At 38.9% G+C, this 21603-nt stretch carries 19 protein-coding genes; 5 read left to right on the top strand and 14 right to left on the bottom strand.

Annotated features, from left to right (window positions below):
• Positions 1-31 precede the first annotated feature (31 nt).
• The 4 genes from purB to PKC21_07125 all read right to left on the bottom strand — a co-directional run bounded on the left by purB (position 32) and on the right by PKC21_07125 (position 4475).
• Entirely contained in the window at positions 32-1462 is a 1431-nt protein-coding gene (gene purB, locus PKC21_07140) for an adenylosuccinate lyase (protein ID HMR25112.1), read from the bottom strand.
• Between the two features lie 221 nt (positions 1463-1683).
• Entirely contained in the window at positions 1684-2226 is a 543-nt protein-coding gene (locus PKC21_07135) for an outer membrane beta-barrel protein (GenBank protein HMR25111.1), read from the bottom strand.
• A 259-nt stretch (positions 2227-2485) separates the two neighbouring features.
• Positions 2486-3676 (bottom strand): hypothetical protein, encoded by a 1191-nt coding sequence (locus PKC21_07130; GenBank protein HMR25110.1) that lies wholly within the window; start codon positions 3674-3676, stop codon positions 2486-2488.
• A 7-nt stretch (positions 3677-3683) separates the two neighbouring features.
• Positions 3684-4475: a hypothetical protein gene (locus PKC21_07125; protein HMR25109.1), complete on the bottom strand. Its 792-nt coding sequence runs from the start codon at positions 4473-4475 to the stop codon at positions 3684-3686.
• A gap of 304 nt (positions 4476-4779) precedes the next feature.
• Between PKC21_07125 and PKC21_07120 the strand changes: the two genes are divergently transcribed.
• Genes PKC21_07120 through PKC21_07110 form a run of 3 tightly spaced genes read left to right on the top strand, consistent with a single transcriptional unit; the run spans position 4780 to position 9020 of the window.
• Entirely contained in the window at positions 4780-5730 is a 951-nt protein-coding gene (locus tag PKC21_07120) for a MoxR family ATPase (protein HMR25108.1), read from the top strand.
• Between the two features lie 24 nt (positions 5731-5754).
• The gene (locus PKC21_07115; GenBank protein HMR25107.1) at positions 5755-6873 is read left to right on the top strand and encodes a DUF58 domain-containing protein; all 1119 of its coding nucleotides are present in this window, start codon (positions 5755-5757) and stop codon (positions 6871-6873) included.
• Positions 6870-9020: a DUF3488 and transglutaminase-like domain-containing protein gene (locus PKC21_07110; GenBank protein ID HMR25106.1), complete on the top strand. Its 2151-nt coding sequence runs from the start codon at positions 6870-6872 to the stop codon at positions 9018-9020. The genes PKC21_07115 and PKC21_07110 overlap by 4 nt, the downstream gene beginning before the upstream one ends.
• 1 nt (position 9021) lies before the next feature.
• On the opposite strand, the gene PKC21_07105 is transcribed toward PKC21_07110, so the two are convergent.
• Entirely contained in the window at positions 9022-9294 is a 273-nt protein-coding gene (locus PKC21_07105; GenBank protein ID HMR25105.1) for a hypothetical protein, read from the bottom strand.
• Positions 9295-9471: 177 nt separating this feature from the next.
• Here PKC21_07105 and PKC21_07100 point away from each other — a divergent pair, with 177 nt between their 5' ends.
• Positions 9472-10314: a 2-oxoglutarate and iron-dependent oxygenase domain-containing protein gene (locus PKC21_07100; protein HMR25104.1), complete on the top strand. Its 843-nt coding sequence runs from the start codon at positions 9472-9474 to the stop codon at positions 10312-10314.
• Positions 10315-10573: 259 nt separating this feature from the next.
• On the opposite strand, the gene PKC21_07095 is transcribed toward PKC21_07100, so the two are convergent.
• From PKC21_07095 to PKC21_07080, 4 genes are all read right to left on the bottom strand, one after another.
• Positions 10574-11443 (bottom strand): hypothetical protein, encoded by an 870-nt coding sequence (locus PKC21_07095; protein HMR25103.1) that lies wholly within the window; start codon positions 11441-11443, stop codon positions 10574-10576.
• Positions 11444-11511: 68 nt separating this feature from the next.
• Positions 11512-11958: a DUF2214 family protein gene (locus PKC21_07090; GenBank protein ID HMR25102.1), complete on the bottom strand. Its 447-nt coding sequence runs from the start codon at positions 11956-11958 to the stop codon at positions 11512-11514.
• Positions 11959-12048: 90 nt separating this feature from the next.
• Complete coding sequence (locus PKC21_07085) at positions 12049-13062, bottom strand: 2-oxoacid:ferredoxin oxidoreductase subunit beta (protein ID HMR25101.1); 1014 nt, start codon at positions 13060-13062, stop codon at positions 12049-12051.
• 52 nt (positions 13063-13114) lie between these two features.
• Positions 13115-14977 carry a 2-oxoacid:acceptor oxidoreductase subunit alpha gene (locus tag PKC21_07080; protein HMR25100.1) on the bottom strand — a complete coding sequence of 621 codons (1863 nt, stop codon included), beginning with the start codon at positions 14975-14977 and terminating at the stop codon, positions 13115-13117.
• 142 nt (positions 14978-15119) lie between these two features.
• Between PKC21_07080 and PKC21_07075 the strand changes: the two genes are divergently transcribed.
• A complete protein-coding gene (locus PKC21_07075) occupies positions 15120-16151 on the top strand; it encodes a serine/threonine protein kinase (GenBank protein ID HMR25099.1) in 1032 nt (343 codons plus the stop codon).
• A 30-nt stretch (positions 16152-16181) separates the two neighbouring features.
• Here PKC21_07075 and PKC21_07070 read toward each other — a convergent pair whose 3' ends face one another.
• From PKC21_07070 to ftsH, 5 genes are all read right to left on the bottom strand, one after another.
• A complete protein-coding gene (locus PKC21_07070) occupies positions 16182-16745 on the bottom strand; it encodes a hypothetical protein (protein HMR25098.1) in 564 nt (187 codons plus the stop codon).
• Between the two features lie 36 nt (positions 16746-16781).
• Positions 16782-17720, bottom strand: coding sequence for a tRNA epoxyqueuosine(34) reductase QueG (gene queG / locus PKC21_07065; protein ID HMR25097.1), 939 nt, complete (start codon positions 17718-17720; stop codon positions 16782-16784).
• Between the two features lie 38 nt (positions 17721-17758).
• Positions 17759-18082, bottom strand: coding sequence for a cupin domain-containing protein (locus PKC21_07060; protein HMR25096.1), 324 nt, complete (start codon positions 18080-18082; stop codon positions 17759-17761).
• Positions 18083-18156: 74 nt separating this feature from the next.
• Positions 18157-19578 carry a sodium:solute symporter family protein gene (locus tag PKC21_07055; protein ID HMR25095.1) on the bottom strand — a complete coding sequence of 474 codons (1422 nt, stop codon included), beginning with the start codon at positions 19576-19578 and terminating at the stop codon, positions 18157-18159.
• Between the two features lie 129 nt (positions 19579-19707).
• The gene (ftsH, locus tag PKC21_07050) at positions 19708-21561 is read right to left on the bottom strand and encodes an ATP-dependent zinc metalloprotease FtsH (protein HMR25094.1); all 1854 of its coding nucleotides are present in this window, start codon (positions 21559-21561) and stop codon (positions 19708-19710) included.
• Between the last annotated feature and the right edge of the window lie 42 nt (positions 21562-21603).

The raw sequence follows: 21603 nt of genomic DNA, 5'->3' as shown, positions 1-21603 counted from the left end.
ATAAAATTATCTCGTGTTTCAGTATGTTTATTTACACTCTTATCTTTGCTTTCATATTCAAGCTACTTTTATATTTTTTACGCAATGGCGCAACCTGTTTCTTGATAAACATATCCACCTGCTGTGGCGACAAACCCACCAAACGTATCGGATCTGTTCTGACCAAAAGTTTGGGCGGCACTTTGGCAAAGGCTGGGTCATCTCGCAAGCGAGCCAATAAATCATTGCTCTCACCTTTTTCACGTACATTTTTTACAGCATCTTTAGAATGCACCCTAATCACCTCATGCAATTCTTGCCTATCGCCACCTTCTTTAACCGCAGCCATCAAAATTTCTTCGGTTTGTAAAAATGGCAGTTCTTGGTTGAGATTGTTATCAATGACGCCTTTGTTGACTTTCATACCACTGGTAATGTTAAGAACCAAATCCAAAACGGCATCACAAATCAAAAAAGCTTGTGGGAGCACCACCCTACGGTTGGCACTATCATCCAAGGTTCTTTCAAACCACTGTGTTGCTGCCGTGTCATAGCAATTGCCCACCAAATTAATAACATACCTGGCCAATGAACAAATTCTTTCACTGCGCATTGGATTTTGCTTGTATGGCATAGCAGAAGAGCCTATTTGTGAACTTTTCATAGGTTCTTCTATCTCATGTAAGGCTTGCAGTAGACGCATATCATTGGCAAATTTGGCTGCAGATTCACAGATATTGGCCAATAATGTGACCACTTGCGTATCTGCCTTTCTTGGATAAGTCTGACCTGTGACCCAAAATCCTTGCTTGAAACCCATTTTTTCCATGACAAAATCATCTAAAGCCAAAGCTTTATCTGCATCGCCATCAAACAGTTTTAAAAAGCTATCTTGTGTGCCTGTTGCGCCTTTAACGCCATGAAAACGCATATGCTCTAATTCAAAAATCAAACGCTCAAAATCTAAAACAAAATTTTGTGCCCACAAACACGCTCTTTTACCCACTGTTGTTGGTTGTGCGGGTTGAAAATGGGTAAATGCTACGGTAGCAGTCTCTTTTTCTTTTTCTGCAAAGGTTGCCAATTTATCAATGACGGCCACCAGCTTTTTCTCCAAAAGCTCAAGCCCTTGTTTCATCATAATCAAATCCGCATTGTCGGTGACATAGGCACTGGTTGAACCCAAATGAATGATACCCGCTGCTTTTGGGCATTGTTTACCATAAGCTTTAACATGCGCCATCACATCATGTCGTAACTCGCCTTCAAACTTCTCAGCCACTTTCCAATTGATTTTACTTTTAAACTTTTTTAGCTCATCTATCTGACCTTTGCTGATGGGCAAGCCTAATTTTTTTTCGCCTTCTGCCAAGGCAATCCACAGCTCACGCCAAAGCTCAACCCTTCTTTGCCTAGAAAAAATGGTGGCCATGTCTTCACTGGCATAGCGTTGTATAATCACATCAATTTGATTGCTTTCCATACTCATGGCATGCCACTTACACTATTTTTTAATGAATTTAAACTCTAAGTTCTTGATAATAGAAATATTTTTTGTTTAAAAATCATTCTTTTTGCTATCAAAAATCTGTTTAAGGTATCCCAAAAATATCAAGTCAATTGCTGTATAATAAATTGTTGAGTAAAAACAAAAAAGCCAGGGATTCCCCTGGCTCTGGCAATGCATTGTATTTTTGCTAGGTCTTAAAAATACCATTGGAAAGCAGCTTTAAGTCCATAATGGGTGACATCGCTGCCTTCAATACTAGAGTAACTAAAGGTTGCTTCAGGTGAAAGGGCAAAACGTTTGCCTAAACGAAATTCATATCCAGCGCTCAAACAGGCATTAAAGCCTGCATCTGATGTTGCAGAAAATGAAAACGTACCGTCATCACCATCAATTTGCAAAGACGCAAAGCCAATTCCTGGACGAAGATAAAAATTACCATTTAAAAAGAATTGAGCAGCAAAATTAAGTGAACCATGCGTCACTGTTACGCCATCTTCATCTGTAATGGCATTGTTGGTTTCAGCCATCAATAAAATATTTTCACTGATGCCGCCTCCTATTCTAATGCCTCCAAGAAACGCGCCTTCTTTATAATCACCGCCATCTATATTTAAACTTCCCCCTCCAAGAGAAAAGCCAAGAAAGAAACCTTTACGGTCTACATAGTCCTGAGCATAAGCTGAACCCATCATAAACAATAAAACCAAACTTAAAGCAAACCCAATCTTTTTCATCATCGCGGGACCATAACACCAAGGTTCCAAAAAAACAATTTTCTATTGCGTTGCTGATTTGACCAAAAATCCTTGCGGGTAGCGTATATGCACTGTCTGCACGGGACAAAAATAAATCCTATTTTTAGTTTTTAAGGCTTTTAAGATCTTACAATACAAAATAAAAGAGGTTTTAGACCACACCTCACCCTGCTTGGCTTTGAATCAGTCAAAAAGCGTGGTTTTTAGCTGAGAAGGGGGAGAAAATCCCCCTTAATAAAAACTATATCCCAAAACCCAGTTGCACAACGTAACGGGTATTGCCTTCTTGACGGGTATGGACACCCACTTCTTCAGAGTATATCGCAGCACTGAGTTTGGCCACCCATAAGTCAACGGTAGCACCTGCAGTCATATAGCCTTGAGACAACCCTGCGCGCACTGCTAAAATCGCAGGTAATTTGGTTTCCCAGCCTAAATGCAATTTAGAAATAAACGGTGTGTCTTGATTAAGGTTTCTTAAGTCCAAAGCAATGGCATTTTCAATTTTTGCAAAACTCGGATGAATGGCAATACCTGCACTCAAAGACTCTTCGTTACCAGGCGCTGAATCAAAACTTGGGCTTCCAATATCTTGCCAAGTTAAACCCACCATAGGCTGTAGCTTTTTACGCCAGTTTGCTTCTTTTAAACTGCCAAAAGCTAAATTACTTTTTAAACCAACATCCGCTCCCAGACCAAAACGTTGTTTTTCCCAAATGTTCTCTAATTGGCTTTCCAACTTTAATTTTCCATTGGCATCATTTTGCGTATCTGCATAATCAATGATTTCATCTGCTTCATCCATGGCCAAACGAACCGTGGGCTTTAAAGTTACCCCAACTTGCAATGCATCTTCAAAAAATGCTTTTGCCCCAGATACATAAGCTACCAAGTCTGTGGTTGATCTTACATGAAACTCTGGAACAGCGGGTTCACGCACGGTAAAATCAAAGTTTTCCTCAGCCAATAAACCTATGGCAAAGTTTTTGCGGGCATAACCCACAATTTCTGTCGTTAAACGCAAGTGTCTAAACTTACCATTGTTTTTAGCAATAAAATCATCTAAGACCCTAAAACGATCACCGTTCTGATCGGAAGCATCTTCTAGATCATTGACCAAATCTTTTACATCCGTAATCAAACTAAAAGCATCTTTAGAAATCTCTCCGGTTAAGTTTAAAATTCTTAGCTCACCTTTTTTAAGATCATTAAGCCCGGCAGGGTTATAAAAAGGAGATGAGGCATGCGTACCTTTTAAGGCAACACCCACATTACCCATCCCTAAGTTTCTGACTTGCCGGTACAAACTGGGAGAAGGCGTATCAAAACTTGGACTAGCATATGCTGTTCCTAAACTTAAACCCAAGCTTAACAAGCCAAGACAAAGGTACAAATAAGCACGGTTTTGCTTTTTATTATTTTTTATCATCATTTTGCTCCTAGAGAGGTTCGTCACATGTGGCTTGAGTAGCGCTGTTAAAGGTTGAATCAAAGAAAGTAGGAATAGGATCAATACCCAAATCCATAGCAATTTGGTCTGCACGCAAAATCAATGAAAAATCTTGGCTTAAACCCAAGTCTCCCCCAACTTCATTGACCTCAGTCAAGTTCTCTCTAAATCGTGTTTCTTGCTCTGGTGTTAAAGCATCGGCATCAAAGCCATCTGGCACTTCATCTTTCATGCTTCCCACACAGCCTGGAGTTAAATTTATACAGTGATTGCATGCATCGTTGGCTGTTTTTAAGCCCACTCTGGTCAAGGCACCGCCCAACTCAAATAAGCGAGAAGCGTATAAACGAATAAAAACGTTGTCTCTATCTGCATCAGATAAAGCATTGGCATCCAAAACTTTAAAAATATCAGTTGCTTCTTCTAAGTTGGATAAACGCTCTAAATCAGGGGCTATTCTTAAAAAGCTGCTCAAGTCATTTTCACTGGGATCTAAAGGATCTGCTAAACAGGCCAATAAACCCAAAATCCCTTGATCACCCTCTGGACAATTGTTTGCCCCTGACAAGGCAGCATCTCCTAACAATGCTGAGCCTAATAAAAACTTAGCCTCTTCATCGTTGACATCCTTTTCAACGGCTTGCCGTGCTTTTTCAATGGCTTGACTGTACTCACGCGCATCCAGTAAAAATCGCACCTCTTCTTTTAGTTCTGCTTTTTCGCTGGCACAGTTGAGCAAAAAAACGAGCAGACTAAACCATAAAAACCGTGTTTGTCTCATATATTGTATTCCTTCTCTAAAAATTGGGCTTATTGATCTATTGTACGCAAACAAAAGAAAAATGGCAAAAGCTATAGACAATTATAAGTAAATTCATAGGCTTGCATTAAACTCTTTGTTCATTCATTATTTCAAATAGATGAATTTTATTTTACTCACTTTCATATCCCAATGTTTGGTAAGTTGATGTGAAGTTATTTTTATGTAAAAAAATATTAGATGATCTGCAGCAACTTTGCAAAAAAGCAGACAAATTATGTATGTATCTTTTAATTGCTTAAAAAATGCCGTATAGTTTCTAGCTGTGTCAGAACAAACCATCATTCAATTATTAAGAAAATCAATTCATCAACACATTGTAGGCAAAGATAATGTCATTGACATGTTATTGTGTGCCCTACTTGCCAGAGGCCATGTTCTTATTGAAGATGTACCTGGTGTTGGGAAAACCACCATTGCTTCTGCTTTAGCACAATCCATTGAAGGCAGTTTTCAACGCATTCAATTTACCAGTGATCTATTACCGTCTGATATCATCGGTGTTCCTATTTTTAACTCTGAGTTACACCACTTTGAATTTCACCCTGGACCTATTTTTTCTAACATTGTTCTGGCTGATGAAATCAACCGCACCACTCCTAAAACCCAGTCAGCTTTATTAGAAGCCATGCAAGAAGGTCAAGTCACGGTTGATAGAGAAACGCATACTCTCAATAAACCTTTTATGGTGATTGCCACCCAGAACCCTATGGAACAATTTGGTACTTATCCTTTGCCTGAATCACAATTGGATCGTTTTTTATTTAAGATTAACATTGGTTATCCTGAAGCCAAAGAAGAACTGGGCATTGTCCAATCTTTGAGTGAACGCTTTGAAAGAAAAAAAATCTCCCCTGTTTGCAACACAGACCATATTGTTGATTTGCAAAAAGCCGTAAGCCGTGTTCATATTGATCCATCTTTACAACAATACATTGTAGATATTATCCGCAAAACCAGAGAGTCAACATTGATTAGCTTAGGCGTAAGCCCCAGAGGCACGGTTGCTTTATATAGAGCCTCACAAGCACTGGCTTTTATCAATGGTAAAGATTTTGTTAGTCCAGATGATATCAAAGTCTTGGCTCCACATGTTTTATCGCATAGAATTACCTTGTCTGCCCACCAAACTAAAAACATAGATCATGGTGATTACAATAAAATGCAAAAAGATGCCGTCATTGATATTTTAGATCAATTGATGGTGCCTTTATAAATGTTATAAACTGATACATGCTTAATGTTTAACCCCACCAAAAAAGCCAAAGCAAAATACCCAAAGTTTAAAATTAAACTTACATTTTTAGGTTATACTTTTATTGCAACCTCTATTGGCGTTGGCATTGCCAGCATGAATACCGGCAATAATTTATTGTATTTAACTTTTTCAATGATGCTCAGTTTTATTGTTCTTTCTGGGGTTTTATCCAACGCTACCCTTTACAAAGTAAAACTGGTCTTTTTAAATCAGCCGAGATTTTTTGCGCAAGAAATTTCTCATGCACCGGTGGCTTTATTGAATCAGAAAACTCGTTTTTCTTCGTATGCAGTTAACTTAGCCCCTATTGCCAGTGCTCATAATCTAGACTTTGAAAACGTTGATCTGCATGACGTACAAAAATCATTTGTTTTAAAAATTTTACCGCAAGAACAAGTTCAGAGCTTTGCAAATTTTTCTTTTAGCAAAAGGGGTTTTTGTCAATTCCCAGATTTTAATCTTGAAACTTACTTTCCATTTGGTTTTCTTAAAAAATACATCCAAATTGAAACCGATGCCTCCGTTTTAGTTTTTCCAAAAAAACTTGAAAGCCAACAGTTGCTACATTTTAATCAGAATCTTATAGGCACATTGGTTAGTCAAAGAAAGAATGTTTCCGGTAACCCCGCTGGCTTAAGGGAATATGTTCAAGGAGACCATTACAAAAACATTCACTGGAAGTCTTCTGCAAAAACAATGTCTTTAAGGGTTAAAGAGTTTGAAACAGAGGAAAGTAAAGATGTGGGCATCCACCTTATATTGCAAAAAAACCAAGCCCATTCTAACCTTGAAAATCATGCTTTGGTGGAACTGGCTTTATCTTATGTCTGCAGCTTATTGTTAGAATTAAAACAGAATCATATCCCCTGTTTTGTTAAAATAAATAACACTCCTAAAATGCGTTCCAGCCATGGTATTGATGCCATTTTAAAATCTTTAGCTCTGTATGAACATGAAGAAGATTCTATTGATAACTTTAACTTTAGCCATCTTAAAAACAAACAAACCTCTATTGTTGTCACCAATCTCAATAAACTGGTTTTTTCTAGTTTTGATAATCTACATGTTATTGCCGCTGATACTTTAGGAGCCTTGGCATGAGGTTCTCTAATTATTTGCATTTATTCTCATGCACCTTGGTGGCCATTGGTTTTTCAGCCATTGCTATCAGTGGCGCCTATACCCTCTATGCAATTGCAGGCCTACTGATCACTTTACTTTACATTAAGTTTAGTAACTTTATTGATAATAAATTAAGAATTCCTGTAGTTTTAGTTAACATTAGTATTCTTGGTCTTTTGCTGTTCAGTTTATACGATATCTTTTTCATGTCTTTTGATATTGTGGGTAATGCCATTCGTTTTGTTATTGTTTTGCAAATCATTAAACTCTTATCTGTAAAAAGCAGCAGAGACTGGCTGCAAATTTATGCCTTAAGTTTTTTACAACTTCTTTCTTCTACAGTGCTTTCTGAGAGCATCAGTTTTGCTATTCCTTTTTTCATTTATCTGTTTTTTGCCACTTGGACTTTAACTTTATTCAATCTTAAAACCCAAGTTGAGAACCTTAATCAAGACCAAAACAAAAGCCAAAACAAAACTTTGCGCCATTTGCTTAATTCAAAGGATGTTGTGCGTAGACGTTTTTTTGCTTCCAGTGCAGCCCTTTGCAGTCTTATTTTATTGTTCACCTTTATTGTATTTTTTTCTATCCCCAGGGTTTCTTTTAAAAACTTTTTGCGTAGAGCCGCAAAACCCAAAGATGTTGCGGGTTTCTCTAAAGAAGTAGATTTGGGCACCTTGGGTAATATTCAGGGCAGCTCTGAGATAGCGTTTAGAGTTGAGATTCACAATAAAAAGCTCAGTAAAAAAGAACTGGCGCTTACTTATTGGCGAGCCAACAGTGCAGATCAATTTGACGGCAAAACCTGGCGCTCATCCCGCAATAAATTTAAAGTGGTGCGCATGGATCTGGACAACACTGAAGTTTTTTCAAACAGAACTTTACCCAGTAAAAAACCTGATTACATGAAATATACGGTTAGTTTGGAATCTTTGGATACTCCCTTGCTTTTTTTGGCTGATCATTTTGTTGAGGCTACTTGGGACAGGTCTTTTCTTGAGCGGTTTTTACGTAGAACCTTTATGATTCGTTATTATCCTGAATCAGACAGTTATGAAATGCACACCAGTGCGCGCTATCAATCTGATTTACAATACACGGCTGTTTCATCAATCAACATGCCCAGCATTACTCGCTTGCAAGAAAACTTTAATCAAGACTATCCAGAACATATTAAAGATCTTTACTTACAATTGCCAGAACTCTCTGAGCCATTAACAGATTATCTAAACACCATAGCTTATCCCAATGTTTCTCCTTTTATCAAAGCTTATATGGCACAAGAATTTTTAAAAAAACAGTACCGCTATACCCTTAACATACAAGACGTGGGTCAAAAAAATCCCTTGGACAACTTTTTTTTAAACACCAAAGCTGGCCATTGCGAGTATTTTTCTACGGCCATGATTGTTATGCTCCGGCATATTGGTATTCCTGCCAGGCAGGTTATGGGCTTTAGAGGGGGTGAATACAATCCTTATGGAAACTACGTTTCTGTCCGCCAATCCGATGCCCACTCTTGGGTGGAAGTTTATTTTCCTGATTTTGGCTGGTTGCGCTTTGATCCAACCCCAGCCAACACCTCTTTTAAATTACCAGACAACTTTATCAAACCTTTGTTACAATTTTCAGACTATTTAAAATTACGCTGGCAACGCTATGTTGTTGACTACAATCTTAAAAAACAATTGGCTGGACTTAAATCTTTTTCTGAAAAATTCAGCCAAGCTTTTGCGGCTTTAAAACAAAAACCAAACAAAGATCAAAAAATAAAAAACAATGCCAAAGACAATTCTGGTCAAGTCTTTAACCCTATTGTCTTTTTATTCATCTTGGTAGCTGTTTTACTGTTTATTTTATTGGCTGTCATTGTATCAAGGTTTAGACAGCAGTCCTCGCCATACAATCTGGTCTTAAAAAAATTGCGTTCTTTAGGCTTTAAAAAATACCCCAGTGAAACCGTTGATGAATTTAAAGAACGGGTATTACAAAAACACCCTGAACTAGAGAAAAGTTTAACATCTATCAACACCTATTATTTGCACCATCGGTTTGGAAAAAAAGTTTTATCCTTGGCGCATTGGCATCAACTGCTAAAAATGCTTAAACTAAAAAAGAAAAAATAATTTACTTGTTTTTCTTTGATTTGGTCCAAAAATCTTCTTTTTGGATGACTCTGTTTTTATAGGTAAATGCGTAACTCTGACAGGCAAAGACGTGATCCTTATTGTTATTATCCAAACATTGTCCTTCATAGGCCATAGCAGAACCAACAATAATGCGCTTAAGGGTTAGTTTTTTACAATTGGTGGATAAAATATAGGTTTGCGCACCCCCAGAACAGTAAAACATCCCTTCTGATTCATTGATAATGGTTTCGTTGGCCTTTGCCGTGTGCATCAAGCCGCATAAAAAAATTAAGACACTGAATTTGAAAATGGATAAAACTTTATTGTATTTCACCCCATAAAACTACGCGCTTGTTAGTAAACTTGCAACCTAGATAAAAAATATTAAAAAATAACTCATAAAAATTAGCTTGAGATGTTTTTAATAGCCATGCTATGACTCTTGATTATGTACGTAGAAAAGGTATCCCTTAAAGACCCTAGAGCAAAATATCAACTGCTAGAATCCTTTAAAAACACAGGATTTGCTGTTTTGGTTGACCATCCTATTGACGCGCAACTGATTGAAGATAGCTATACCGCTTGGAAAGATTTTTTTGCAAGCCCCGCAAAACATGATTATTTGTTTAATCCTGAAACCCAAGACGGTTACTTTCCTATGCTTTCAGAAAATGCTAAAGGCCAAGCTTTACCAGATTTAAAAGAATTTTTTCATTACTACCCACATCACAGAATTCCCAACGCTTGCCAACACATAACCCAAAACTTACATCAAGAACTTATTTCTCTTGCCCACACCTTGCTGCATTGGTTGGATGAAGTATTACCACAAAACATCACCCAAAATCTTAGCCAAAGTTTATCCAGCATGGCTCGTGACAGTCAACAAACACTGATGCGTCCCATTCATTATCCACCGGTTAAAGATGATGCTCTCTTAAAACAAGGTGCCATAAGAGCTGCCGCCCATGAAGATATTAACCTTATCACTTTACTACCAGCTGCTTCTGCTCCTGGTTTGCAAGTTAAAGATACCCAAGGCAATTGGCATGATGTCAGTTGTGACCCCGGTATGATTGCCGTCAATGTTGGTGATATGTTGCAAGAAGCCACCGGTGGCCACTTGCCATCTACCACGCACCAAGTGATTAACCCAGAGCAAGAGGCTATGCGGTCATCACGTTACTCTATACCTTTATTTGTACACGCTAAACCGGAAGTGGTTTTATCCAAGCGTTACACCGCAAAAAGCTACTTGGATGAACGGCTTAGAGAAATTGGTTTAAAATAAACCATCTTTACCTTTATTGCCTACTCAAATCATATTGCCCCATAGCTGTTTTTGGTTATGAACCACCACCAGCCACAAATGCGCCCTATCTTATTAGTCTACTTGAAACCTTAAAAACAGTGTATCGCATTTCAACAAGAATGCATGTAAACTGGTTCAATAATAAAAGGGGATAGGCATTGTTTTAGGCTATCCCCTTTTATTGACTAACTTAAATAATGTATGCTCAAGTATAATATTAATCTGTTTTATTTTTGCCCTATGCTTCACAAACCAATAGTTCAGTTTTTATCTTATAAAACCAGTTTCTCATTTCTTCTAAAGTCATATGTTGCATAATATGCCTGCGTATGACCCAAGCTTCTAGTTTTCTAAAAGGTTGTTCATTTTCATCCCATTTTTTTGGAGCATTACACTCACTGTTTGGGCGGCGCCAATGGAATTTTGCATAGTATTCACTATCATCAAAAGCGCGTCGTTTTTCCGCTTCTAAATAACTCAACTCACAACTTAAATTTTCCGGTGAATCAATGAGCGTGTTGGTGTAGTGAAAACCATGTTCTATGATACGACACATAATCACTTTTCTTTCTCCATTGACATCCGCAAACAAATCAACAAATACCGGAGCCAACCACGCATAAGCTACATTTCTTAATGTTTCTGATGCATAAACTTTGTGCATAAAATCATGCACAGCAGGCGCTTGATTGTCTGGATTATCGTACCAATAGGCAAGTCCACGGGTATCAAATTGCGGATACCATTCTGTTCTACATTGGGTATAGTCGGTTTCTTTTTTAAAAACGTCATTATCATAATCATAATTAAACTGATCTTCATCAGCATAGTGGTTTCTGTAACAATAACCCACTTCTTCTGCTAACAAACCGTCTGCTAATAAAATATCTGGGTCCAAAGTTGGTTCATCAATAGGAATGCCCAAGCTCATCTGTGCAGTAATATTTTTAATGACGTTCAACCATTGTTCAGCTGCAACATCTAAATCAAGCCATTGAGGTGAAATAGCCGTTAGTTTTTCTGGGGCTTTACTAACTTGAAAGACTATTTTTTGAGCACTCACCGCAATGACTACTAAACAAATTGATAAGATAAAATATTTTCGCATGGGCATGACTCCTTTTAAAACTTTAAATCAGTCCTAGTGCGTTGCATAATTTTTTGCAAGTTTTTTTACTACAATCCCATGCCTCTAGAAACTGCTGCCGCTATAAAAGGAATGATAGCGTATAGATGTGAACTGATCATATGCATGATTTTAAAGGTCTTGGCTTGCATTTTAGAGTTTTGCACATAACCCTTTTTTGCCCAGGAAGCCGCTTTAAATACGCAAACCAACTCAATAAAAATAATTAAAAACACCAAGCCTAATTTGCCATGAAAAATGCCCTGCTTCATATAAAAAGCCACTGCTTTGTCAGTTCCAGCAAATAATCGATAAAAACCTGTCAGTAATGATAATAATAAAGCAACATGCAAAAGAATATGAATACCCTTGATGCGTTTTAGTGCCAACTCTAAAGACTGCTCGCCAGCTCGTTTAAACCATTGTGATCGCATGATATAAGCTGCAATGGCCAATGCAAACCCATAATAATGTAAACCTGAAATAAAAACACTCATAATTTCTCCTCCTAATCTCAAAAGGTACGGCCTTACTTTTGATACACTCTCTTTATCTTTATCTCAAAAGTAAGGCCGTACCTTTTGAGATTAACCCACTGTCCAGGTCTGTGGACCTTTTATCAACTCCTGTAAATTACCTTCACCTTTTTGTTGGATGACTGCATCCAACTGTTCATTGATGAGCTGATCATACGTGGGTCGTGCATGCTGTCTTACAATTCCCATAGGCACAGGAAAATCTGGAACATTCATTTTGGCCAATTGGTGATGTACCCCCAAGTTATTTACATCTGTACTGTGAACCAAACAATCTTTTTCTGTTTTATCTTTACCCAACTGGACCACAGCCAATTCATTGGCCGCATTCATGACAATGCCTTTGTCATTATTTTTTCCAAACACCATGGCTTTGCCAGCTTCAAGATAAAGAATATTGTCATCTCGTTTATCTTTATCCGTGATCTCAGCATGGGCACCATCATTAAAAATATTACAGTTTTGATAAATTTCTACAAAGGACAAGCCTTTATGGGCCACAGCGGCTTCCAACGTTTCGGTCAAGTGCGCTGCAAAAATATCCACTGATCTTGCCACAAAACTTCCTTCCGCTGCCAGAGCCAAAGACATAGCAGATAAGGGTGTATCAATAGATCCATAGGGTGTGGATTTGGTTTTCTTGCCCACTTCTGATGTAGGTGAATACTGCCCCTTGGTCAAACCATAAATTTTGTTGTTAAAACATAAAACGTTGAGATTAACGTTGCGTCTTAGTGCATGCAAAAAATGATTGCCGCCTATAGACAAAGCATCACCATCACCGGTAATAACAAAAACGGTTAAATCAGGACGTGTACAGGCCAAGCCCGTTGCAATGGTTAAAGCTCGACCGTGAATGGTATGAAACCCATAGGTGTTCATGTAATAAGGGAATCGGCTGGAGCAGCCAATACCAGAAATAAAAACTATTTTTTCCTTGTCTATCCCTAAGTTGGGCAACATGCGTTGAACTGCAGCCAAAATAGCATAATCACCGCAGCCTGGACACCAACGTACTTCTTGATCTGAACTAAAATCTGCTTTTGTTAATGGTTTGCTTTGCATTGTCTTAACTTATCCACATTTCTTCTCAATGCCATGCTTTGGCATTAAGAAATTATATACACTCCAAAATCGCTTGTTTAACTTCACTAATTTTTAAAGGCTGTCCCTGTACTTTATGATAGCCTTTGATATCCAAGGCAAATTCATTGCGTAAGATATTTTTAAGTTGTCCCATATTCAACTCCACCACCAAAACTGTTTTAAACCGCTGCATGATTGGACCCAAGTCTTTGGGCAAAGGGTTTATGTAACGCACATGCAGGCTACTGACTTTTTTACCCAATTTTTGTAGCTGTTCTACTGCACTGGTGATTGCACCTTGCGTACATCCCCAACCAATAACCAAAACATCGCCTTGTTTTTCACCCAAGATTTGTGTTGCTGGAAAAGTTTCTGCCACTTTATTGACTTTGGCCTGGCGCAAATGCACCATATGCTCGTGGTTTTGCGGATCATAGCTCACATTGCCGGTAATATCCTGTTTTTCTAGGCCGCCAATACGATGTTCTAAACCTTTAATTCCAGGACTTACCCATGGTCTGGCCAAAGTTTTTTGATTACGCATGTAAGGTTGGTAGCCTTTCACATTATTTGCATTCATGTCTTCAATGGCAATAGACTTTAAATTGTCTATATTGGGAATCATCCAAGGTTCAGCACCATTGGCCAGATAGCCATCACTCAACAAAATCACTGGACCCATATATTCAATAGCCAAGCGCACCGCTTCAATGGCAAAATCAAAACATTCGCCTGGGCTTCCTGGCGCCAATATTATACAAGGGCTTTCTCCATTACGACCATACATGGCTTGCAGTAAGTCTGCTTGTTCGGTCTTGGTAGGCATTCCCGTGCTGGGGCCAGCACGTTGAACATTTACCACCACCAAAGGCAACTCCGTCATCACTGCTAAACCTATGGCTTCACTTTTTAAGGCTAAACCGGGACCGCTGGTGCCAGTGATGGCAATATGCCCACCAAAAGAAGCGCCAATGGCTGCTCCCACAGCAGCAATTTCATCTTCCGCTTGAAAGGTCATCACATTAAAGTTTTTATGTTTAGACAATTCATGTAAAATATCTGAAGCTGGCGTAATAGGATAGCTGGCATAAAATGCTTTTTTCTTATCTTTACGATTTTTATTCACCAAAGCAATAGCCGCAACCAAACCTTGGGCCAAAGCCTGATTACCTGTCAATTGCCTGTAGGTTCCAACTGGTAATTGTGCTTTGGGCACTTCATAGCTGGTCGTTAACAGTTCTGTCGTTTCACCAAAAAAATAACCGGCTTTAAGGGCCTTGGTGTTGGCTTCAACAATTTGTGGGGCTTTGCCAAATTTATCGCCTATCCATTTTAATGTGGTTTCAAGCGGTCTGTTGTACAACCAATACATCAAGCCCAAAGCAAAAAAGTTTTTACTGCGATTGACTTCCTTGTTACTTAAACCAACATCAACCAAAGCTTTGGCATTCAAGTCACTGATGGGAATTTTAATCAAACGATAATAACTTAAGCTATCATCTTCTAAGGGGTTGCTGCTATAACCCGCTTTTTTTAAATTTTGTTCGGTAAAAGCATCTTCATTAACAACAATCAAGCCACCTTTGGCTAAATCTTTAAGATGTACTTTTAAAGCGGCAGGATTCATGGCCACCAAAACATCCGGTGTATCTCCGGGCGTTCTGATATCATGGCTAGAAAAGTTTATTTGAAAGCCACTGACGCCGGGCAATGAACCGGCTGGTGCCCTAATTTCTGCTGGGAAATCAGGAAAGGTAGCAACATCGTTGCCAATGACGGCTGAGGTGTTGGTAAACTGTGATCCCGTTAACTGCATTCCATCGCCTGAATCACCTGCAAAACGAATGGTGACCTGTTCAAGCATCTGTTTTTTTAGCGTTGGTAATTGACTCATGATCTTGCAGCCAACATGTAACATTATTTTATCTACAGGTCTTGTTTTTCTTTTAATCTTGCCTGATTGATTTTGTTTTTAAAGCTCTTTTTTGCTATTTTCAGCTGCATAAACCTTTATCCAATGATAAGAGTATAAAATTGTGTCTCACCAAGAAAAATCAACCACCCATTCATCCTTGGTTTGGGGCAAAGAAACTCAGTATTTTTTTGAACTTGGCCCCGATCAAATTTTAAATGCTATAGAACAACAAGGTTATATCTGTACTGGCAGATGTTTTGCCTTAAACAGTTTTGAAAACCGAGTGTATGAAATAGAAATTGAAAGCGATGACAAAACGCCTTTGGCCCATAAAAAAGTAGCCAAATTTTACCGCCCCGGTCGCTGGAGTAAAGCACAAATCTTAGAAGAACATGCCTTCTTATTAGACTTACAAAAAAATGAAATCCCCGTGGTTGCGCCTGAAATTTTTCCAGATGCTACCACTCTAAAAACAACCGACACTGGCATTCACTTTTGTGTTTTTCCAAAAGTGGGTGGCCGTTTACTGGAAGAACCCAATACCGATGATTATTTACAGTTGGGACGTCTGGTGGCAAGAATACATCAAGTGGGTCAAAGCCAATCTTTTGCTCATCGTTATCAGCTCAATGAAAAAAGCTTTGCCTTGGATCACTTGCAGTTCTTGACTCAAGAATGGCAAGAGTTCCCCATGCATCATGCACAAAAGTTTTCTAGCTTGGTCACAGATATTGCTCATTATGCCCAACCCTTATTTGCACAATTTACGTCTATCCGTCTGCATGGAGATTGTCATTTTGGTAATATTTTAAAAAATCAGGAACAAGTGTTTTTTGTTGATTTTGATGACTGTATTGCTGCCCCTGAAATTCAAGATCTGTGGCTTTTAGCCAAAGTTACAGAAGCTAAACCTTTTACCAATCCAGACTTTAACATACTGATAGAAGGTTATGAACAGATCAGACCCTTTAATCCAGCGCAAGCACAACTGGCAGCTCCCTTAAGAGCCATGCGCATGATTCATTTTTCTGCCTGGATTGCCAGACGTTGGCAAGATCCGTCTTTCCCACAAGCCTTCCCAGAATTCAACAGTGAAAAATATTGGCAAGAGCAAATTAACGAACTAGAGAATATTGTTCAGAACTTTCATTAAAACTCAATGGCATCAATTGCTGCACATCGTTTATTGCAGTATTTTAATATACATAGAAAAATTTTTGGTCGGCCCGTCCAAAGCATGCTGATTACATAACATGTATTCGAGCGCACTATTAAGATTAAGAATACGGCAATTTAATAGCTTACTTCCATCATCATAGAGATTAAGATGGGTTTCTGAAATTTCATAACTTAAATCCCATTGTGCATAGGAAGCATCATCACAACCACTTTCATACGTGGCATTCTGATCTTCTAAAAAATTTAAACGCATGCAGACATTAAACGTATCCCCTAAGGTAATATAGCCCATGGCTCCACCCATATACAAAGCGTGAGCATTCCAATTTCCTGATATATCTGCTTGCTCAATAACTTTAAACAGAGATTGATCTGCATTGTTAAAAGCCTCTATATATGGCCCGTAAAACTGCTGTAAATCAATCACTCTATTCAACTCTTCTAGAGACTCAACTTCAAGAACCCTTCGAAACAGTTCGCTGCTTGGAATAGAATCATTGCTTTGTGCATAAACAGTTATGGATGAAACAAATACGATAAGTGTAAAAATAATGTTTTTAATTTTCATAAGGATTAAGTAATTAATAAAATGCAATGTGTCAATCTAAAATTTCTTGCTACTTTTAGCGGTCATTTTTATTTTCTTTAAACCTGTTCTGTATAGACTGGTCCCGGCAAAATGTTGCTTGAAACTGGCTTCATCCATATTTTGAATATCTTGTATACTTAGACCCACATGGGTTTTAGGTATAAACGCCTCTTTATTATGTGCCGGGGCCTTTCTGTTCCACGGGCAGACTTCTTGGCAAATGTCACAGCCTATCATCCACCCCTCTAAGTTTTCAGCAATATTGTTGGGTAAGTCTTCATCTCTATTTTCTATTGTGTGATAAGAAATACACTTATTGGCATTGAGCACATAAGGAGCTTCAAAAGCGTCTGTTGGGCAAGCATCCAAACAACGGGTGCAGGTTCCACAATGTTGTCTGAGCATGGGTGGGTCTGGCATCAATTCCAGATTCAACAGTACACAAGCTAATAAAGTATAAGATCCCAAGTGCGTATCAATCAAACAGGTGTTTTTGCCAATCCACCCTAAGCCCGCTTGTACAGCGTAATCGCGTTCTAAAATTGGCCCGGTATCGACATAGATTTTGTAGTCAAACTCAAGTTCTTGTTCTTCCATAAAGGTTTGCATGGCTTGCTTTAATTTTTTTTTCAACAGTTTGTGATAATCTTTACCCCAAGCATAACGTGCTATTTTTGCCTCATAATTTTGTACATTTTCCTCTTTGGGTTTGTAAGATATACTGGCCATTAAAACAGTTTGGCACTTGGGCATGAGTTTTTGAACATTTTGTCGTTTCTGTTTACGCTCTTGTTCAGCCATGTAATGCATGTTGCCAGCAAAACCTTTGTCGACCCAATTAAGGTAAGCAGCATAGCTTTGCACATCCTGCGGTGCACACAAACCCACTTTATCAAAGCCTTGTTTTAAAACATGGTCTTTAATTTTTTGGCTGTGCTGTGTTGTACTTTTCATAATGCGGGTTCACCGCCCTAAGCCTATTAATTTAATAATTATTTTTTTTGTGGAATAGACGTAGCAATCAAAATTACCATTTTTTGCTCACCAATATTAATCACGCCGTGTTCTTGACCTGCATTAACATGGATGGCCGTTCCGGCTTCATATTCACGTGTGGTTCTACCCACAGTAAAACGTGACCGGCCTTCTAAAATAACATAGGTTCTATCTTGATCCGGTAAAATGGAAGATTTTTGCGCCTGACCTGGCTCAAAACAAGCCAACTCGGTATGCAAACGTTTGGACTTAAACATGGTCAGGGTTTGCATTTTTTCTGGCGAAAATTGAATCACGTCTTTGAGTTGAACTGTTTTCACCAAAGCCTTATACCAAATTATTAAACATTAGTGAATAGCAAAAGACAGCCTGCGCTTTTGCTAAATATCTTAGGTTAAGCTTGGTCTAAACCAAAAGGCTTTAACTTATCTATGCCTTGTTTGGGTGTGGCCAAACTTAAACCAATGAGCAAGGTTAATGATACTGTAATCGCTGGAATAACCGCATCAATTTGAAACGAATGATCAACCATTTCCCACAACAAGGTGGTTACCGTTCCACCAATGATACTGCCCAGTGCGCCAGCCGTTGTTGCCCTTTTCCAGAATAAGGCTGCCATCAACGCTGGGGTAATGGACGCACCATATATGGTGTATGCATACAACGCTACAGCTAAAAACTGGTCTGAAAGCTGGGTTAGACCAAGTGCAATCAAACCTAAAACAATGACACTGGCTCTTGAAACCAACAACATCTCTTTCTCTGAAGCTTGTGGCCGTAAAAAACTTTGATAAATATCACGGGCAAACGATGTAGCCGGTGACAACAAATAAGAGTCGCCAGTAGAAACCACAACTGCCGCTATGACTGTAATCATAATAACACCCAGAATCATGGGCACATGTTTAATGGCCAATACGGCAATCACTTTTCCTGGATTGGCCAAACCTGGCTCTAAAACTTGTCCAATCATGGCCATAAAAATAATGGCCAGCTCAACGGCCAAAATTCCAACAATCACAAACGATACAGCTTTTTTGGCTGAGCCTTCACTGCGCGCAGCAAAAAAACGTTGGTACATATTGGCATCCCCCAATAACAATAAAAAGGCTGGTAAAAACAAACCTAAAAATGCTGTAAAACTAAAATCATGAAAAGGATTAAAATAACTCTGTGGTAGTTGAGCCATAATTTCACCCATGCCACCCGCTTTAGAAACAAGAATGGGCACAGCAATGAATACACCCACAATCATGGTCACGCCTTGAATCACATCCGTATAAGCCACTGAGAGTAGGCCTGCAGTTACCGTGAACAGCATGATAAATACTGCGGCCATAAGCGTTGCATTACCCACAGAAATAGATGGTTTAATTAAATTAAGTACGGAACCTGCTGCTCTAAATTGATAGGATACAATGGTGGTGTAAGCAATGATCAAAGCAATAGAACCAAACAAGCGTACCCAACGGTTGTAACGTTTTTCCAATAAATCTTGCAAGGTCAACTCTTGCATGCGTCTCACTTTTCCCGCAAGCAGGTACAATAGACCAAAACCCAAAACATCTGCCAAGAGCATCAAGGTAATCACCAAACCGCTATTGTAAGCTTTTTCTGAATGGCCAAATAAAGAACCACTGCCCATCCAAGTGGCCACCAAGGTCCCAAACACCACAAAGCTAGGTAAGTTTCGACCAGCTACGGCAAAGTCTGCTTGCGAATGCACTCGCTTACTTAAGTAAAACGCTACCCCCACCAGCATGAGTAAATAAGTTAAAACTCCATAAAAATAAACACTGCTTACATCTAAGTCCATTTATGTTAACTAACGCAAGCACACGTAAGCAGCAAGGAAAAAATAGCCTGCGTAAGTTCTTCAAAACATTTAATGTTTATTATGTTTGGAGAAGCTTTGACTCTAGATTGTTTAAACCGTTGATTGAAATTAAAATGCCATTTTACCACCGGTGTGTTTACTCACCAGTTCTTCAAACTCTTTGGCTTCAATCACTTCTTTTTCCAATAAGGTTTGCGCCACTTCTTCAAGCAATTTAATTTGCTTTTTCAACAGGGCTTTAACCGCGTCCATTCTCTGTTTTAAAAAGCCTTTGACTTCTTGATCTACATTTTTCAAAGTATCATCGCTGTATTCATTGTTTTCTTCATACAGGGTGGCTGAGCCCAAAGACTCTCCCATGCCATACTTGGTAATCATATTACGGACAATGGCACTGGCACGTTTTAAATCATCCGATGCACCAGTAGAAATTTCACCAAAAATAATATCTTCTGCGGCTTGCCCACCTAACAAAGAATCAACCCTACCAATCAAGTCAGATTTACTGGATAAATACTGATCTTCAATAGGAAGATAGCGGGTATAGCCTAAGGCACTTAAGCCTCTTGGAATAATAGAAATTTTATGCACTTTATCTGTGTTTTTATTAAAGGCTGCAACAATCGCATGCCCCGCCTCATGATGGGCAATCACTTTCTTTTCATGCGGTCTGATGGCCATTTTCTTTTTCTCTAAACCAACATAGGTCCGTTCAATGGCTTCTTCAAAATCTTCTGGCATAACCGTTTTACGTTTAAAACGGGCTGCCAGCAAAGCGGCTTGGTTGATAACATTGGCTAAGTCAGCACCCACCATGCCCGTGGTACCTTTGGCCACCACCTCTAAATCAACCGCTTCATCCATTTTAATGTTTTTTGCGTGTAATTCTAAAATAGCTTGTCTTTCCTTAACGTCTGGTTGACCCACACCAATCTGACGGTCAAAACGACCGGCGCGCAACAAGGCTTTGTCTAAAATTTCTGCCCGGTTGGTGGCCGCCAAAACAATAACCCCGGCTTTGGAATCAAAACCATCCATTTCCACCAAAAGTTGGTTGAGGGTTTGCTCACGCTCGTCATGACCACCTAAATTAGAGGCTGATCTGGATTTACCCACTGCATCCAACTCATCTATAAATATAATACAGGGCGCTTGTTTTTTGGCTTGTTCAAACAAATCCCGGACGCGTGAAGCTCCAACCCCCACAAACATCTCAACAAAATCTGAACCTGAGGCATAGAAAAATGGAACTTTGGCTTCACCGGCCACAGCTTTGGCCAATAAGGTTTTACCGGTTCCGGGAGGACCTACCAACAAAACGCCTTTAGGCAACTTACCGCCCAAATGTGTAAACTGTTTAGGGTTTTTAAGAAAATCTACAATCTCAACCAATTCATCTTTGGCTTCATCTTGGCCAGCAACATCTTTAAAACGGGTTTTAATGTTGTCTTGCGCTTGCATCTTATTTTTACTTTTACCAAAACGCATGATTTCTGAACCCGGTCCACCGCCCATGCGCTTCATGAACAGAGTCCATAAGAAAAACATCAAACCCAAAGGTAAAATCCAGGTCAGTAAAAAATCTCTAAACGCCCGATTTTGAATTTTATGCTCATAAGGGATTTGTTGTTGATCCAGCAATTCAATTAAGCTTTTATCTTCTGCCACTTTTACAGCAGACAATGACGGTTCAATTTTCATCCATGATGGAGCGGTAAATTTACTTTCATGTTCAACACCCTCTTTAAGCTCACCCACAACATAAGGATCAGAAAAATACACGCGTTTGAATGCGCCTTCCTTTATTTTAGTTTTAAACTCACTGTAAGGAATTTTATCTGGACGACTGGGTGACATGAACAAATTAATCACCAGCAAAAGGCCTAAGCCAATCAGTAAAAACTGCATGGGTGAACGTTTTGGATTGGGTGATTTTTTGTTTTTTTGTTTTTTTCTTTGCATAAAAATATCCTGGGGGATTAATATAAGCTGTATTGATGATTT

Source organism: Oligoflexia bacterium (assembly GCA_035326705.1).
GTDB lineage: Bacteria > Bdellovibrionota_G > JALEGL01 > JALEGL01 > JALEGL01 > JALEGL01.
This window is presented reverse-complemented; position numbering and strand designations above follow the sequence as displayed.

Coding starts and splice junctions, on each gene's coding strand:
- purB (HMR25112.1), bottom strand. CDS start 1,462: ATGGAAAGCAATCAAATTGATGTGATTATACAACGCTATGCCAGTGAA.
- PKC21_07135 (HMR25111.1), bottom strand. CDS start 2,226: ATGATGAAAAAGATTGGGTTTGCTTTAAGTTTGGTTTTATTGTTTATG.
- PKC21_07130 (HMR25110.1), bottom strand. CDS start 3,676: ATGATGATAAAAAATAATAAAAAGCAAAACCGTGCTTATTTGTACCTT.
- PKC21_07125 (HMR25109.1), bottom strand. CDS start 4,475: ATGAGACAAACACGGTTTTTATGGTTTAGTCTGCTCGTTTTTTTGCTC.
- PKC21_07115 (HMR25107.1), top strand. CDS start 5,755: ATGTTTAACCCCACCAAAAAAGCCAAAGCAAAATACCCAAAGTTTAAA.
- PKC21_07110 (HMR25106.1), top strand. CDS start 6,870: ATGAGGTTCTCTAATTATTTGCATTTATTCTCATGCACCTTGGTGGCC.
- PKC21_07105 (HMR25105.1), bottom strand. CDS start 9,294: ATGCACACGGCAAAGGCCAACGAAACCATTATCAATGAATCAGAAGGG.
- PKC21_07100 (HMR25104.1), top strand. CDS start 9,472: ATGTACGTAGAAAAGGTATCCCTTAAAGACCCTAGAGCAAAATATCAA.
- PKC21_07095 (HMR25103.1), bottom strand. CDS start 11,443: ATGCGAAAATATTTTATCTTATCAATTTGTTTAGTAGTCATTGCGGTG.
- PKC21_07090 (HMR25102.1), bottom strand. CDS start 11,958: ATGAGTGTTTTTATTTCAGGTTTACATTATTATGGGTTTGCATTGGCC.
- PKC21_07085 (HMR25101.1), bottom strand. CDS start 13,062: ATGCAAAGCAAACCATTAACAAAAGCAGATTTTAGTTCAGATCAAGAA.
- PKC21_07080 (HMR25100.1), bottom strand. CDS start 14,977: ATGAGTCAATTACCAACGCTAAAAAAACAGATGCTTGAACAGGTCACC.
- PKC21_07070 (HMR25098.1), bottom strand. CDS start 16,745: ATGAAAATTAAAAACATTATTTTTACACTTATCGTATTTGTTTCATCC.
- queG (HMR25097.1), bottom strand. CDS start 17,720: ATGAAAAGTACAACACAGCACAGCCAAAAAATTAAAGACCATGTTTTA.
- PKC21_07055 (HMR25095.1), bottom strand. CDS start 19,578: ATGGACTTAGATGTAAGCAGTGTTTATTTTTATGGAGTTTTAACTTAT.
- ftsH (HMR25094.1), bottom strand. CDS start 21,561: ATGCAAAGAAAAAAACAAAAAAACAAAAAATCACCCAATCCAAAACGT.